Consider the following 16,142-nt stretch of genomic DNA (forward strand, 5'->3'; position numbering starts at 1 on the left):
TGCGAGTCTAGGCGGGGGGTCCGACAACCGGTCTTCAGTGCTTGGCCAGCGGCTTCGGACGGGAAGGCCGTGCGGGAACAGCGGCCGGGGGCGGGCATCCTCGTCGCCGTGCCGGTGGCGCGGCGCCCCGTACCGGAACTCGAACGGGTCGTGGGGCCCCTGCTCTGCGTTCCTCCGGTCCGGGTCCGCTTCGGGCCCGAGGAGAGTTTCCGTACCGTTGCCGCGCGGGCGGCTCTGGCGCGCAACCGGGCGCTCGCCCACACGATGCTCCCCGCCGCCGCACTCGCCGAGGCAGCCACGGCAGCGGGGCTCCCGAGACGCCCCGGCGTACCCCTGACCCCGGTATCGCTCTCCATGCGGCCGTCGGGGGCGCCGGTCCAGGTCGCCGCCGGCGCGGTGACCCTGAGTGTGCTCGGCGAACGCGACACCGGCAGCGCGCGCGACGACGCCACCTTCCTCGTCAACACGACGGCGTCGGGTACCGAGATCCATCTCGTCCACGACCTCGAGTGTTTCGACGAACAGGCCGCCGGGGCCCTGCTGGACGGATTCCTCCATGTCCTCGCCCAGGGCACCGCAGCACCCGACCGCTCTTGCTCGGCCATCGGCCTGCCCCTCCCGCCGTCCCCATCGGCCGAGCCCCCGGCCCCGGACGAGAGACAACGGGTCGCACCGTCCACCGTCGTCGAGGAATTCCTGGCGACGACCTGGGAGCAGCTGTTGCCGGTGAAGGACGTAGCCGCCTCCGACTCGTTCTTCGACCTCGGAGGGACCTCGCTCACCGCGATGCGGGTCGCGGCCGAGATCTGGGACGCGCTCGGCGTCGATGTCTCAGTACGCACGGTCTTCGCACTGCCGGTGCTGCGCGATCTGGCCGCCGAGGTCGAACAGCGCGCGCTGGCCGCCTTGGACGCGTCGGCCCTGGACGAAAAGGAGCAGACGGCATGAGCGATGCGACGGCCACCACCTCGCAAGCCGACCAGGACCGGCTGCGTGCCCTGCTGTCCGCCCGCAGGGCACATCGCCCGCAGGATGCCCCGCGACGGGGGGAGGAGCCGGTACCGCTCAGTTCCGCGCAGCAGGCGATGTGGCTCGCCTCCCAGCTCCAGCCGGACAGCCCCGCATACCTGGTCCCCGTCCTGCTGCGGCTGAGCGGCTCACTGGACCGTCCGGCGCTGCTGGCTGCGCTGCGCGGGCTCACTGAACGGCACGACGTACTGCGCGGTGTCGTCGACGCCTCGGGCCCCGTCCCCGTTCTGGTCACGCGCCCGGCTTCGGCCGTACCTCTGGACGTCGTGGACCTCGGCGATGCCACGGACACCGAGGCCGAGCTCGACCGGCAGGTCCACAAGAGTGTGCGGCAGCCGATCGCCCCCGAGCGCGAATGCCCGCTCCGCGTCACCTGCTTCCGCCTCGACGAGCAGGAGCACGCGCTGCTGCTGGTCCTCCATCACCTGGCGACCGACGCCTGGTCCAACGGACTCCTGCTCACCGACCTGGCCGCGCTCTATGCCCACGAATTGGGGCGGGGGCCGCTGCCACCACGGCCCCCGCAGTACTCCGAGGTGGTCACTCCTCTCCCCGAGGCCTTGGCGGCTCGCCATCTGGACTGGTGGCAGGAACAGCTGCGTGACGTGCCCGCCGCACTGGACCTGCCCGCCGACCGTCCTGCCCAGCCGGTTCCCTCCGACGCGGGTGCCGGCGTTCCCCTCGTTTTCCCCACCGAACTCAAGGCGCGCCTCAACTCCCTGGCCGCCGACAACGGTGTCACGCTGTTCATGGTGCTCCTCGCCTGCTGGCAGGCGCTGCTGGCGCGGGTGTCCGACAGCGAGGACATCGCCGTGGGGGTACCGGACGGGGGCCGGCACACGGCACGTGGCGAGCGGGCGGTCGGCCCGTTCGTCAACACGGTCGTGATGCGGACGGTCCTGTCTCCGGCGTGGTCGGGGCGGCGCCTGCTGGCCGAGGTACGCGATGTCGTACTCGACGCGCTGTCCCGGGCGGACGTTCCCTTCGACCTTGTCGTGCGTCAGGTGCGCCCCCAGCGCGCGGCAGGCACTGCACCCCTCTTCGACACCATGGCGAACCTGTACGTCCGGCCCGATCTCACCAGCCTCTTCCCCGGGCTTACGACACGGTTCACCGAGATCGCGACCGGCGCCGTCAAGAGCGAGCTGGCCCTGCACTGTTTCGAAGCAGGCGCCGGGGGTCCGCTGAGCGGAGTGCTTCAGTACCGTCGCGAACGCTTCACCCCCGCGACTGCACAGCGGCTGGCCGAGTCCTACCTGCGGCTGCTGACCGGCCTGGCCGACGACCCCGACCGTCCCGTGAGCGAACTGCTCCTGACGGACCCGGCAGAGGGGGTGCTGCGCGGGCCCACGCGCACGTATCCGGGCGATCCCGTGCCCGAGCTGGTGCGGCGCTGGGCGCGCACAGCGCCCGAACGGACCGCCGTCGTCGCGGAGGACGGCACCCTCACCTACGCGGAACTGGACGAGCGGGCTGCCCGCGTCGCCGAAGGCCTGCTCGCAGCCGGGGTACGCGCCGGTGAGCCTGTGGCGGTACTGGCCGAGCGGGACATTCACCTGCCGGTGGCCCTGCTGGGCGTACTCAAGGCCGGAGCGGCCTTCGTTCCGCTGGAGCCCGCTCACCCGGACGAGCGGCTCGCCCGCACCGTGACGGCGTCCGGTGCACGGTTCGTGCTGGCCCGACGGGCTCTGGCCGACCGTGTGCGGACGTCGCACGTCCTGGTGACGGAGGCCCTGTCCGCCTCCGGTGCCACCCGCGCGGACCGGCCCAGGGCGGAAGTGAAAGAGGACCAGCTCGCCTACCTGATCTACACCTCCGGAACGACCGGCACGCCCAAGGGCGTCGGTGTGGAACACCGTTCCCTCACCCACTATCTGCACGCCGCGCTGGAGCGGATCGACGGTCACGAGCGGTCCTTCGCCCTGCTCTCCACGGCGGCGGCCGATCTTGGATACCTGTCACTGTTCGGGGCGCTGGTGAGCGGCGGCGTGCTGCACCTGGTGGAACGCGAGCGGGCCACCGACCCCGCAGAGCTCGCCGCGTACTTCGCCACCCACCCGGTGGACATCGTCAAGATGGTGCCCAGCCACCTCGAACTCCTTGCCGCACACGGGGACCTGGCAGCCGTGCTGCCGGGGCACCTCCTCGTGCTCGCCGGAGAGGCGTGTCCGCCGCAGCTCGTCGCCCGCGTGCAGGCGGCCCGCCCCGGGCTGCGGGTGCACAACCACTACGGCCCCACCGAGACGACCGTTTCCGTCCTCGGGTGCGAGCCCGGCGACATCGGCGATCCCTCGGACACGACCGCTGTCTCCGCCCCGCTCGGCACGCCCTTCCCGAACGCACTCTGCTACGTCGTCGACCGCAGCGGACGGCTCGCGCCCCCAGGAACGCCTGGGGAACTATGGATCGCCGGCCCCGGAGTGGCACGCGGCTATGCCGGGAACACGGAGGCCACCGCGCGAGCTTTCGTCCCGGATCCGGTCGGGGGAACCCAGCGCTGTTACCGCACGGGCGACCGGGTGCGCATACGCGTGGACGGACTCGTGGAGTTCCTCGGCCGTCTCGACGACCAGGTCAAGGTGCGCGGGTACCGGGTCGAGCCGGGTGAGGTCGCCGCAGCCTGCCGGGCGCTGCCCTCCGTGCGCGAAGCGGTCGTGCTCGCCGTCGGGGAGGCACACCGGCGCCGCCTCGTCGCGTGGGTCGTCCCGGCGGTCGACAGTGCCCCGCTCGACATCGCGGCTGTGCGCTCCGCTCTGCGCTCCCAACTGCCCGACCACATGGTCCCATCAGTCCTGGTACCCCTGCCCGAGATCCCACTGACCCCGAACGGCAAGGTGGATCGCGCCGCTCTGCCCGTCCCGCAGACTTCTGAGAAGCACAGCGGTACGACCCCGCGCAGCGCTGCCGAGCGACGTATCGCGGCGGCCTGGCAAGAGGTACTGGAACTCCCCGACCAGGACCTCGACATCGACGCCGACTTCTTCGCGCTGGGCGGGGACTCCTTCAGCGCGCTGCGCGCCGCCCGGCTGATCGACCCCGGTCTGCGGGTGGTGTCCCTCTTCACCCACCCCACGGTGCGGGAACTGGCGACCCTGCTCGACGATCCCGCATCCGCGAGCACCGGGCTTCTTCAGCGGCTGGCCGGGCCGCCCCCGGGCACGTCCCCGGAGGTGACCGTCGTCTGCGTGCCCTACGGCGGTGGCTCCGCGGCCTCGTACCAACCCCTCGCACACGAACTCGCCACGCGACGGCCGGGCGTTCAGGTACTCGCCGTGGAGTTGCCCGGCCACGATCCCGCACGCGCCGACGAGGATCTGCAGTCCCTCGCCGAGGTCGTGACACGGTGCCGGGACGAACTCGCCGACATCGACACCGGCAGGGTTCTGGTCTACGGGCACTGCGTCGGCACGGCACCCGCCGTCGCGCTGGCCCTGGCACTGGAGGAGGGAGGCGAGGAACTCGCCGGTGTCGTTCTCGGCGCCGCCTTTCCCAGCGCACGGCTTCCCGGCAGACTGTCCGCCCTCGCCCACCGCTGGTTCCCCGACGACCGGCGCACGTCCGACCGGGCCTATCACGACGTGTTGCGGGCGCTCGGTGGACAGATGGAGGAGGACACCCGGGGCGCGATGATCCGTGCCGTCCGGCACGACGCGCGCCAGGCGGTCAACTGGTTCAGCGCCCGCTTCGAGAGCCGCGACACCCGGCGGCTGCAGGCGCCCGTGCTGTGCGTCATCGGCGACCGCGACCGCACCACCGAACTCTTCGAAGAGCGGTACCGCGAGTGGACCGCCGTCGCCAACGACGTCTCCCTCGCCGGCATCCCGCACGCGGGGCACTACTTCCTCAAACACCAGGCCTCCGAACTCGCCGGGCTCATCGAGAAACAGCTCTCCTCGCCGGCGGCCTCCGTGCCCGCACCGGCGGCACCGGACAGTGCGCCGGAACGACGGGACCTGCGCCGGTTCGGGCTCTTCGCGCTCGGCCAGACAGCCTCGATGACCGGCTCCGCGCTCACCTCCTTCGGCCTCGGGGTGTGGGTCTTCCAGAAGACCCACCAGGTGTCCTCCTACTCCCTGGTCACCATGCTGGCCATGCTTCCAGCCTTCCTCGCCGCGCCGCTGGGCGGTGCAGCCACCGACCGCTGGGACCGTCGCCGGGTCCTGTTGGGGTGTGCTGCCGTCTACGGTGTCACCCTGTCCGGCCTCGTCGCCGCAGCGGCCACCGGGACACTGCAGGTGTGGGAAGTCGCGGTGTTCGCTGCGCTCACCTCACTCACCGCCGCGTTCCAGCGGCCTGCCTATCTCGCCTCGGTCGCCCAGCTGGTGCCCAAGCCCTACCTCGCCCAAGCCAATGGCGTGGTGCAACTGGGCACCGCCCTCAGCACGCTGATCGCGCCGGTACTGGGCGGAGCGCTGATCAGTCTGGCCGGACTGGCAGGGGTGGTCTGGCTCGATCTCGTCGCCGTCCTCGCCGGTGGGGCCGTACTTCTCGTCATACGTTTCCCGGACCGCCTCTTCCGTAGACGCCGGGAGGGCTTCCTGCCCGCGATCACCGGAGGCTGGCGCTTCCTCGCCCGACGGCCGCCCATGGTGGCGATGGTGCTCTTCTTCATCGTCGTCAACTACGTCACCGCCACCACCACAGTGCTGACGGCCCCGCTCGTCCTGTCCACGAGCAGTCCAGCCGTCCTCGGTACGGTCACCGCGGCGGGCGGCCTCGGCGCCGCGGTCGGCGGCCTGGCCATGGCCTTCTGGGGCGGCACCCGGCGCCGGGCCGACGGCATGATCGGCATGACGATCGGGATGGGGCTGGCGACCGCGCTGATCGGGCTGCGGCCGGAACCCGTCCTCATGGGCGTGGGCCTGTTCCTGTGGTGGATGTGCAACGCCGTCCTCAACGCACACTGGCTCGCCATCCTCCAGGCCAAGGTGGGCCTGGAGCTGCAGGGCAGGGTCGTGGCCACCAACCAGATGCTCGCCACCGGGCTGATGCCGCTCGGCTTCCTGCTCACCCCCGTCCTGCTGCACCACCTCTTCGACCCCCTCGTCGGGCACGCCCCCTTCCTCCAGATCGTGGGCGGCACGGGTCCGGGCCGAGGCATGGGGCTGCTCATGATCACCGGTGGACTCCTGCTTGCAGTATGGGGTTTCCTCGGCCTGCGGTACCGCCCCCTGCGCCACATCGAGAGCCGGCTCCCCGATGTCTCGACGGCGGGGGTCGTGGCGGATGACCTCGACACGCTCCAGGACGAGGCGGACGCCCTGCTGCGCCGGAGCACCACCTGACGCCGCTCGGGCCGTGCCGTCTCCCGGCGCCCGGGTGCGTACCCGGCCCGCGCTCTCGCCACGACGTACTCACCGGAACCAGAAAGACGTGAACATGCACCAACTCCTCCACAGCGACGACGCCCTGACCTCGTCGCCGCTCTTCACCACCACGCTCTCGCTGCCCGGCTGCGAGGCCGACGCCTGGGTCGTCGTGGACAGCACCGTGCGGGGCCTCGCCATGGGTGGAACCCGCCTCACCGAGACTGTTGACGAGCACGAACTGGAGCTCCTCGCACGGGCGATGACCCACAAGCTCGCACTTGTCGACCTGCCGATCGGCGGGGCCAAGGCGGGCATCCGCCCCCGCTCCGCCGTCACGGACCGCAACCGGCTGATGCGTACCTTCGGCCGGGTCAGCCGTCCGCTCCTGCACGGCGGTGTGTACCTGGGCTGCGACCAGGGCACGACGCCGGCGGATCGCGACGCGTGCTTCGCCGCGGCTGACTACGACGTGACCGAAGTACCCGGGTCCACCCGGCTGGACGTGCCTTGGGAGCAGTTCTACAAGACCATGTCCGACATCACGGGCTTCGGCGTCGCGACGGCGGCGCTGAGCACATTGGAGGCGCAGCAGGTCACCGCACCCCAGCGCGTGGTGGTACAGGGCTTCGGAGTGGTGGGCCGGGCGGCGGCACTGCATCTCGAACGCGCGGGCCACCGCATCGTGGCCGTCGCCGATGTCCTGGGCACCCTGACCGACCCGGCCGGTCTGAGCACGGATGGACTGATCGCGGCGACTTCCACGGACGGCACCATCGACCGTGCGCGACTCCCGGCCCGGGTGCGGTCCCTCGGCCCGGACCGGGCCTGGCTGACCGTCGACGCGGATGTCCTCGTCCTCGCGGCCTCCGCCGACGCGATCGACCTCGACTCGGTCCCAGACGTGCGCGCCCGCGTCATCGTCGAGGGCGGCAACCTCAGCTGTGGCCCCGTCCCGCGCCGTCTCCTGCGCCAGGCAGGCCACACGGTGTTGCCGGACGTGGTGGTGAACGTCGGCGGGGCAGCCCTGACCGGGGCGATTCTCACCGGGGTGGCCCCGTCCGGACTGCCCGCGCCCCGCCTCGCGGAATGGTTGCGTACCTGGATCGCGAACAAGATCAGACGCAACTGTGTCAGCGTGACCGAGCTGACCCGCCACGGCAGCCCCGACCCTGTCGCGGAACTCCTGGCACACCGGGCGGTAGACCGGTGAAGGTGCACTCCTGGCACGATCCACGTGTACTCGTCGCACACACGGCGATGGCCACGGAGCTGCTCCCTCACCTGGAACCGCTGGTCACGGCGGTGCGGGCCACCTCTCTCCTCGACCTGCCGCGGAGCGAACTCGCCGAGGTCGAGGTACTGATCGGCCACCACTTCCCTGCGCACTCCCTCGCTCTGCTTCCCGGCCTCCGATGGCTGCACCTCACCGGCACCGGAACCGACCACCTCTCCGCCGCCGGACTCGCGCCCGGGACGCTGGTGACCAACTCGGCGCGCGTCCCCGTCGAATCCGTCGCGGAGTACGCGCTCTCCGCACTGCTCATGCTGCTCAAGGAGTTCCCGACACTGTCGGCACGTCCTCAACGACGTGCCTGGCACACGTCCACCGCCACGATGCTGTGCGGATCGACCGTCCTGGTCGTGGGAGCCGGAAGAATCGGACAGGCAGTGATCCGCAAGATCACCGCGTTGGGCGCTCGATGCGTCGCCGTCACCCGCACCGGGGAACGGAGCGTACCGGGGGCGGACCGCACCGTGGGTGCCGATCACCTGGCCGAGGCTGCCGCCACTGCCGACCACGTGGTCTGCTGCCTGCCTGCCACCGCCGGAACGCACCATCTCGTCAACAGCGATGTACTCGCCGCACTGCCGGCCGGTGCGGCGCTGGTCAACGTCGGCCGAGCCACCACGGTGGACCACACAGCCCTGCACGAGGCATTGGAGGCAGGAGCACTGCGCGGAGCGTTACTCGACGTTCACGACATCGAGCCTCTCCCCGCGGACGACCCTCGATGGCGGACACCAGGTCTGGTGATCTCCCCGCACTGCGCCTTCGCCTTCCCCGGCGAACCCGCCGCCGTGGGCCAGGTGTTCCAGGACAACCTCACTGATCTGCGAGCCGGCCGAGCGGCCCGGGACGCCGTCGTGGTCGGGATCCACCCCGGGTGAGGAACGCGATGCGCTGGTGCCTGTGCCTGGGCGGAGCCCTCGCTCCGCCCAGGTACAGGTTCCCTCAGGCTTTCGAGGTGGCATAGCGCGCCGACACCGACAGGGGGCGGGCCTTGACGGTTCAGCCACGCTGCCGCTCATTCGCGTGTACGGCCAACCCGCCGTCCGCGTGAACGCCAGGCCCTGCATATGCGACCTGGCTGGGTGCATCACGGCTACGTGAGGGGGCGACGAGCTCGATATCGAAGCCGTCGCGCGATTCGTGGTAGGCGGTGGGCTGGTGGTTTCCGCCTGCGTGAGGGGGGCGCTCGGGGAAGAGGGGAGTTCAGCGTGTTTTCACGGGCCTTGGTGGTGAGCCGTGCCGTCGGCCCGCACACCCATCAGCACCAGAACCACGGCTTTCGCCTCATCAAAACGAATGCGCGGGTGGAAGCCGTCCGCCCGGAGATACACGTAGTCGGTGGAGGACAAGTCACGGTCCATGAATATCCTGTGGCTGGCCCGCCAGAGGACGGTCAGCCGCGTCACAGTGGAGGGCGAGAGGCAGGCCGAGGAGCTGCTTGCGCCCTCGCGGACGATCTGGGAGCCGTTTGGCCTGGAACCGTCAGCATTGACTATCGTGAGCACGGGCGTGGCTTTCCGACCGGTGCTGTGAATGCCGGCCATCTCGATCACCTTCAATCGATCACTCGAGAAAGTGCGCCTTCGCGTGCCACCCGAGCCACGATCCGCAGGCCTTGAGCATTGCTCCCCGGCCCGCCCGGGCTGCTGGCTGAGGTTCGACCAGGCACCCTCGACAGGGAAGACCGAGATCCCTGCAGTCACGTTCTGTCATCGAGACGGCACCTATCGTTTGGGGTTACTGAGAGGAACCGCTATGAAACGCCGGATCGCCTCCATTCCGAGCGCCGCCGCAATCGCAGTCGGAGCTCTGGGCATCAGCGCGCCGTCGGCGAGTGCCGTGCCTGGAGGGTGTGCCTACGCCTCGTCGACCTACCGGCCAACCCTTCAGTCCGGCAACACGGGGGTGGCCGTGAAGCAGGCCCAGTGTCTGTCGAATGTCTGGGGTGGTGTACCCAAACTGACCGTTGACGGCATCTTCGGCAGCCAAACGCTGAGTAAGGTCAAGTGGATCCAGGGATGTCACGGCCTGGCCAAGGACGGAATCATCGGCGCTAAGACCTGGAACGTCCTCTACGACCCGGCTCTCGACTGCTACGACCCCTACCCGGGGTAGAACTGCCCACATGGCCAGGGTCTGTCCCACACACTGAAGGCAGCGTGCATTAGTTCTAGGTGCACTCGGCAGTCCCGGGGGAGCGGGGGAGTGCCGCATCAGCCTGCGCGTGACGTCTCGGCGCGGGCAGCGCAGGTGCCTGTCCGTGACCCGGTCGTCTGGGAGGCATCGGTCACCGACACTGCAGCTGAGGCTGCCCGGCTGCCTCAGCAGCAGACCGCCGGACATGGACCCGCTGCAGCAACAGATTGTGACCGTTTTCAGTGGCCGGCCGAGGCCGAGGACGCGGGGGAGAGGCTGTCCGTCGTCTCGGGCTGTCCCCGGAGACCGGGCAGCGGCGGGTGACCACTGCTGCCGAGTACCTCGAACAGCAGCGCCGGCAACAGAGTCCTGCGCACCTTCGGTCAGTCAGCGGCTGACCGACCGTTGTTCCATGGCGGTGGCCGCCCCTTCGGACGCGACTGGGTCTTCCTGGTGACCGATGACCCTGACCGGTCGTGGTGACCGATGGCCCACGGCTCGGTATTCGGTTGCCGACCCTGACCGATGACCGACTGGCAGGGCCTCACGGTTGGTTCCAGCTCGCTCGGGGACAGGCATGCCCACGCGCAGGCCGACGACGATCCGGTCCCTGGGCTTCATGCGGGTGGCATCCGTGCCAGCCGGAGGCAGGTCGATGGCGTCGGTCGCCGCCCGGTGCGGGGCGTTGGGCAGCGTTGCCGGCTGGCGTCGGTCTCGTCCTCGACGAGAGCGGGCGGTCGGCAAGCCAGAGATCAGGTGCGTGACTGTGGCGTCGGCATCCTGAAGGTCCATCACCATATATTCCTTTGCGGCCTGGATGACCCAGGCCGCGGAGGGACTCTTCAGCCAGTAGAGCTGACAGGCCTATCAAATAGGCATGCTTCCTCAGCTCTTGACTCATTATCAGGTAAGCGCCATCCTCGACGGGACCTACGCGCAAGTAAGTTAGCGCGTACCCATCCCGGACAGCGAAGGTGGCCCGGATGACCCTCCTCCGCAGGCGCGGACTTCTTGCCGTTGTCGTCACCCTTCTGCTGGCTCTTGGTGTGGGCTCCCCGTCGGCCGTCGGTGCCGACACCCCCTGGTGGGAGCCCACGGCGCGGCCCGCTGCCGATTCACAGATCAACGTCACCGGCGAACCCTTCCGTGGCACGGACAGCCAGGGGCGCGTCGATGGCTTCGTCGATGTGCACAATCACTTGATGTCCAACGAGGGCTTCGGCGGACGCATCATCTGTGGCAAGCCGTTCTCCGAAGAGGGCATCGCTGACGCTCTCAAAGACTGCCCCGAGCACTATCCCGATGGCTCGCTCGCTCTCTTCGAGAACGTCACCGGCGGTTCGAACGGCTACCACGACCCGGTGGGCTGGCCGACATTCAAGTCCTGGCCCGCCCACAACTCCCTGAGTCACCAGCAGAATTACTACGCGTGGCTGGAGCGCGCCTGGCGCGGCGGCCAGCGGATCCTGGTCAACGACCTGGTCACCAATGGCCTGCTGTGCTCGATCTACGTCAGGGATCGCGGCTGCAACGAGATGGATGCCATCCGTCTCGAAGCCCGTAAGACCTACGAGATGCAGGACTACATCGACAAGATCTACGGTGGAGCGGGCAAGGGCTTTTTCCGTATCGTCACCGATTCCACCCGGGCCCGCCAGGTCGTCGCCGAGGGCAAGCTCGCTGTGGTGCTCGGCGTCGAAACCTCGGAGCCCTTCGGCTGCAAGCAGATCCTCGACGTCTCCCAGTGCAGCCAGGCCGACATCGACAGCGGTCTGGACGAGCTGTACAAGCTGGGTGTGCGCAGCATGTTCCTGTGCCACAAGTTCGACAACGCCCTGTGCGGGGTGCGGATGGACTCCGGCACCATTGGAACGGCCGTGAACATCGGCCAGTTCCTTTCCACCGGCACCTTCTGGGGTACGGAGAAGTGCAGCGGTCCGCAGCACGACAACCCCGCCGGTAACGTGGCCGCCCCTGCCGAGGTGACCAAGCTGCTGCCCGCCGGCACCAAGGTGCCCGCATACGACAGCAGCGCGCAGTGCAACACCCGTGGGCTGACCCGCCTCGGCGAGTACGCGGTCAAGGGGCTGATGAAGCGCAACATGATGGTCGAGGTCGATCACATGAGCGTCAAGGCGGCCGGCCGCACCTTGGACCTGCTGGAGTCGGCGAACTACCCCGGCGTGCTCTCCAGCCACAGCTGGATGGACGACGGCTGGCTGGAGCGCGTCTACCGCCTCGGCGGCTTCAAGGCCTCGTACATGTCCAGCGCCGACAGCTTCGCCAAGGAGTCCGTCGCCACCAGGGAGCTGCGCCAGAAGTACGGTGTTGGACTCGGCTACGGCACCGACATGAACGGCGTCGGCGGCTGGCCGGGACCGGTCGGACCCACCGCCCCCAACGCGGTCAAGTACCCCTTCCGCAGTGCCGACGGCGGCTCCGTCATCGGCCGTCAGCAAACCGGCCAACGCACCTGGGACTTCAACACCGACGGTGCGGCCCATGTCGGCATGGTGCCCGACTGGATCGAGCAGATCCGGCTCAGCGGCGGCAAGGACACAGTGCAGGACCTGCTCGGCGGCGCGGAATCCTACCTACGCACCTGGAAGGTGACCGAACTCCACAGGCCCGCACCCAACCTTGCCGCCGGCGCTGCGGCGAGGGCCAGCGAAACGGAGTGGAACCCGTTCACCAGCTATGCCGCAGGAAAGGCCGTGGACGGCGACACCGACACGAGATGGGCGAGCGGCTGGTCGGACGACCAGTGGCTGCGGCTCGATCTGGGCAGCTCACGTACAGTCGGCAAGGTCTTCCTGGACTGGGAACAGGCCTATGCACGGGCCTACCGGGTCGAGGTCTCGGACGACGGGACCACGTGGCGGACTGTGTGGTCCACGGACAGCGGCGACGGAGGCCTGGACAACGCGGCGTTCAACCCGGTGCAGGCGCGGTACGTCCGAATCCACGGCGTGACGCGGGCTACCAAGTACGGCTACTCAATCAGTGAGGCAGCGGTGTACAGCCGCTGAGCTACTCCCGCACCAACGTCAGGATGTGGTCCGCGACGATGTCCAGCACGTCGCCCGCCTTCTCCTCGCCGCCCAGCACGAGGAAGTTGAGGGTGAGACCGTCGGTCAGCGCGGCCGGATACCTGGCGGCCGCGGGCTCGGGCACCGTCAGATCCACGCCGAGGACCGAGAGAAGTTGGCGGATCACTTTGGTGTGTGCCGAGGGATAGTGCTCGTACTGCCGCCGGGCGAGATGCTCGTAGCCGGGCTCCCGCAGGGCGTACTGGGTGACGGTACGCCCTGCGTTGTGCCTGAGGCGCGGCTTGTGCGAGAGCGTCACAGTGCCCGGGAATGTGCCGGGTGTTCCGCATCTCGATCAGGCCGGACCAGGTGGGCACCGAGTCGCTCACGTGCTCTTCGTCGCGGTCGTGCATGCGTAGCGTGAACTGGGTCTGGGTGTCCGCGGGGGAGCATGCCGCCAGTAGGGACCGCAGTTCCGCATTTGCGACGCACGCTGTCGACGCGCTGCGCATGCGTGGTGGGGCTGATCATCTTCTTGATCCGGCCGGGGTCCATCGAGGGGTGATTGTCGGCGGTGGCGGGGCGGCCGTTGATCTGCTCACGGAGTGCGGTGGTGATGATCCGGTCGGTCAGTGCGATGTGGCACAGTCGCCATCGGTGCGCGTCGCTGCCTCGAGCGGCGTGGTGTCGGTGATGGCCTCGGCCTGGGCGATCAGGTTGTCGTACCAGCTTGTGTTGATTGCGCGTGCCGTCATCCAGGGGCAGCAGGGACGAGAGCCGGTAGCGCACCCCGCTGGCTCCGCGCGGGTCGGTGAGCGAGTCGAACTCGGCGACCAAGCAGCGGACTTGATCCTGTACCGCCCCTCGCGCAGGGCTTGCAGACGGGGTGCGGGGCAGGCGCGAGCTGCGATGGAGGATGGTGGCGGGACGAACACGGCACCTTCGTGGATCTCGAAGCGTAGAGAACTCCGTGATCTGCAGGGGCCGTGTTCGTCCGCTTCGGGGTCCGTCGCCGACTTCAACCGACCCAAGTTGGGACGAGCCGGGCAAACGCCGGGCCTTGGGTGAAGAGGGCGTACTTCCAGTCGGCGGCGGCGAGGCGGGACAGGCCCATGGCAAAGGCGAACAGGGATATGGGGCCGCTGAGGAGGGCAGCGGTCCGCCGGACGGACCAGGGGCGCTCCTGAAGATGCGCCGGAATGTCACCTGTTCGTGTTGACCGGCGTCACCTCTTGAAATCCTGAGAAGCCCCTGAAATCAAGAGGAGAAACCTTTATCCGTAGAATTGCCCGCCCCGAGTGAGTATTGCCAGCCGGTCTGCGGCATTCCTACGCTGCCCACAGTTGACTCTATGCGGTCGACCACGGAAAACGAAAAGGAGTAAATCATGGTCCGATTCAGAAGCTTCTCCTCGCGTCTGTGGGCCGCCGCGGCCGTCCTGGCGTTCACCGCGGGCACTGCCTCCATGGCCGCGAACCCGGCGGCAGCCGACTCCGACCAGTGCCCGTCCGGATCTTTCTGCGTATGGGAGCAATCCAGCTATCGGGGCGACTTCCGGCACTACACCTCGTCGAACCCCAACGTCGGCGACTACATGAACGACCGCATGACCTCGTACTGGAACCGCACTGGCAAAACGGTCAGCGTCTACGAGCACTCCAAGTACGTCGGGTGCATGATCACGATCGCGCCGGGCAAGTACGAAGCGGCCGTGGCCTCACACTTCAACGACAAGATGACCTCTCTTCGCGTTGGCAGTGGCTGCTGACACCGCCCGAAGACGACGGTGTTCCACCGAACCGGAAACCGCACCGGTGAGTTTCCCCGTGAGCCTTCGAGCCCCAGTCCGAACCGGGCTGGGGCTCTCTGGCTGTTGTGGGGCACGCCGCGGGTTGCCCCTCGTTTCGTCATGGTCCGCACCGTACTGAGCGCTGGTCAGTCCAGCCAGGACTTCGCGAGAACCGGCCAGGTAGGTGCCTCTGTTCAGCCACCACTTTGAGCCCATGGCCGGCTGGTGGAGAACTCAGCCAGCCGCAGGCAAGTGCTGGACTCCCGACTCACAACCTTCGTGGCCTTCTGGACTTTTCCGGCCGAGAGCGTCCGCAGATGGGGGCGTAACCTGCAGTTGAACGTAGCGGACATGTTCGGGATGTTCGGGGGAGCCGAGCCACCAGTCGCTCGGACAGGTGACTCGTGCAGCCCTGAGCCGAAACGAGGAATGGGGGCTGCCAGTGGAGATCGTTGCGGGTAGGCAGGTGCCGTAGTAGTCGAGGCAGGGTGCTGCGCGGTCCGGAGAGATCTGGCGCGAGCAAGTGGTAGCCGCGAAGAGGAGACCGGCGGTGGCGAGGGCGTCACCGGGCGGTATGTTCCAAGGAGGACCAGCGGTTTCGGCCGCTGGACGGGAACCGCGGGCGCTTTGCTGCCGAGGTGCGGGTTCCCGCGACGGGGGAAAGCAGCCGTTCGCTCAGCGCCGCCGTATCGCCTCGCGGCGGTCGAGCCCCGCTGTAGCCTCTGGCGATGAGCCGTGAGGAGGGCGAGGACCCGCTGGTTCTGGAGGCCCGCGAGTTTTTGGCCGCCGGACCGGAGAAGAGGCCTTCGTCGAACTGGCGGCGCGCACCGGCGAGTGGGATGCATGTGCTTTGGCGGTGTGTCTGGCATTGGGCCGGCGATGCGCGGCGGCGGGCGACGTGCCGAACGTCGGCGGCAGATGCCGTCAGGCACAGCCGCTGGTCAGCGCGTACACCACTGCCGTGAACACGGCCCGCTTGTCACACGGAGCAGTCCCACCACCTTGCGGACGAGCAGCGAACGATGGCAGCAACGGGGCGCCCAGCTACCAGAGTTCATCGGCGAACCAGACGCTTCGATAGATCAGCACCCACGACCGGCATCATGCCGCACGAACATCAAGTCACGTGAGACATCCTCTAATACTCCAGCAGCGGTTCGTGTCCTGAACTGCGATTTCGGTAGTGGCAGCTGCGGGCGATGGCTTGGCGACGTCTTCTCCAGGCCGACCAGTTCAGTGCGTGGGTGACGGGGGCGCGGTCGGCTCTTGGGCGGGGCAGGAGAGTGTCCAGGAGCCGTCGGATCTCTGCCACGGTGAGCGGGACGAGGGCTGATCCGTTTCTGCAGCCCCCTTTGCGGCCTCGTCGCCGGCCCGGGCGGCGAGTGCGGCCAGGACGGCGTGGGCGAGCATGGTCAGGGTGATGTGCCGATACCAGCCGATGTAGCGGCGGACCTCGTACTCGTCCAGGCCGCACTCGTTCTTCGCGGCCTGGAAACACTCCTCGATCGCCCACGCACCCGTCGGCGTCGAAACCGGCGAACTGGCCCGGATCGCCGGCA

At 68.8% G+C, this 16,142-nt stretch carries 9 protein-coding genes and 2 pseudogenes; 7 read left to right on the top strand and 4 right to left on the bottom strand.

Going from position 1 to position 16,142, the window contains the following annotated elements:
* Positions 1-69 precede the first annotated feature (69 nt).
* The 4 genes from ACWCQ6_RS32030 (at position 70) to ACWCQ6_RS32045 (ending at position 8,507) form a co-directional block, all read left to right on the top strand.
* On the top strand, positions 70-948 hold the full coding sequence (locus ACWCQ6_RS32030; protein WP_451095206.1) for a phosphopantetheine-binding protein: 879 nt from the start codon (positions 70-72) through the stop codon (positions 946-948).
* Positions 945-6,314: a non-ribosomal peptide synthetase/MFS transporter gene (locus ACWCQ6_RS32035; RefSeq protein ID WP_451095208.1), complete on the top strand. Its 5,370-nt coding sequence runs from the start codon at positions 945-947 to the stop codon at positions 6,312-6,314. Before ACWCQ6_RS32030 ends, ACWCQ6_RS32035 begins: the two co-directional genes overlap by 4 nt.
* Before the next feature lie 94 nt (positions 6,315-6,408).
* The gene (locus tag ACWCQ6_RS32040) at positions 6,409-7,548 is read left to right on the top strand and encodes a Glu/Leu/Phe/Val dehydrogenase dimerization domain-containing protein (protein WP_451095210.1); all 1,140 of its coding nucleotides are present in this window, start codon (positions 6,409-6,411) and stop codon (positions 7,546-7,548) included.
* Positions 7,549-7,550: 2 nt separating this feature from the next.
* Positions 7,551-8,507 carry an NAD(P)-dependent oxidoreductase gene (locus tag ACWCQ6_RS32045; protein ID WP_451095212.1) on the top strand — a complete coding sequence of 319 codons (957 nt, stop codon included), beginning with the start codon at positions 7,551-7,553 and terminating at the stop codon, positions 8,505-8,507.
* 357 nt (positions 8,508-8,864) lie between these two features.
* Here the strand turns inward: ACWCQ6_RS32045 and ACWCQ6_RS32050 are convergent.
* Positions 8,865-9,062 (bottom strand): annotated as a pseudogene (locus ACWCQ6_RS32050) (IS256 family transposase); the annotation flags it as partial.
* Positions 9,063-9,384: 322 nt separating this feature from the next.
* Between ACWCQ6_RS32050 and ACWCQ6_RS32055 the strand changes: the two are divergent.
* Positions 9,385-9,744, top strand: coding sequence for a peptidoglycan-binding domain-containing protein (locus tag ACWCQ6_RS32055; RefSeq protein WP_451095214.1), 360 nt, complete (start codon positions 9,385-9,387; stop codon positions 9,742-9,744).
* A 1,004-nt stretch (positions 9,745-10,748) separates the two neighbouring features.
* Positions 10,749-12,794: a galactose-binding domain-containing protein gene (locus ACWCQ6_RS32060; protein ID WP_451095216.1), complete on the top strand. Its 2,046-nt coding sequence runs from the start codon at positions 10,749-10,751 to the stop codon at positions 12,792-12,794.
* Position 12,795: 1 nt separating this feature from the next.
* On the opposite strand, the gene ACWCQ6_RS32065 is transcribed toward ACWCQ6_RS32060, so the two are convergent.
* Positions 12,796-13,113, bottom strand: a complete 318-nt coding sequence (locus tag ACWCQ6_RS32065) for a TetR family transcriptional regulator C-terminal domain-containing protein (protein WP_451095218.1) — start codon at positions 13,111-13,113, stop codon at positions 12,796-12,798.
* A 310-nt stretch (positions 13,114-13,423) separates the two neighbouring features.
* Entirely contained in the window at positions 13,424-13,549 is a 126-nt protein-coding gene (locus ACWCQ6_RS32070) for a hypothetical protein (protein WP_451095220.1), read from the bottom strand.
* A 632-nt stretch (positions 13,550-14,181) separates the two neighbouring features.
* Here ACWCQ6_RS32070 and ACWCQ6_RS32075 point away from each other — a divergent pair.
* Complete coding sequence (locus ACWCQ6_RS32075) at positions 14,182-14,562, top strand: peptidase inhibitor family I36 protein (RefSeq protein WP_451095222.1); 381 nt, start codon at positions 14,182-14,184, stop codon at positions 14,560-14,562.
* Positions 14,563-15,816: 1,254 nt separating this feature from the next.
* On the opposite strand, the pseudogene ACWCQ6_RS32080 reads toward ACWCQ6_RS32075, so the two are convergent.
* Positions 15,817-16,142: pseudogene (locus ACWCQ6_RS32080) on the bottom strand (hypothetical protein); the annotation flags it as partial.

The sequence above is a fragment of the Streptomyces sp. NPDC001880 genome, assembly GCF_053594575.1.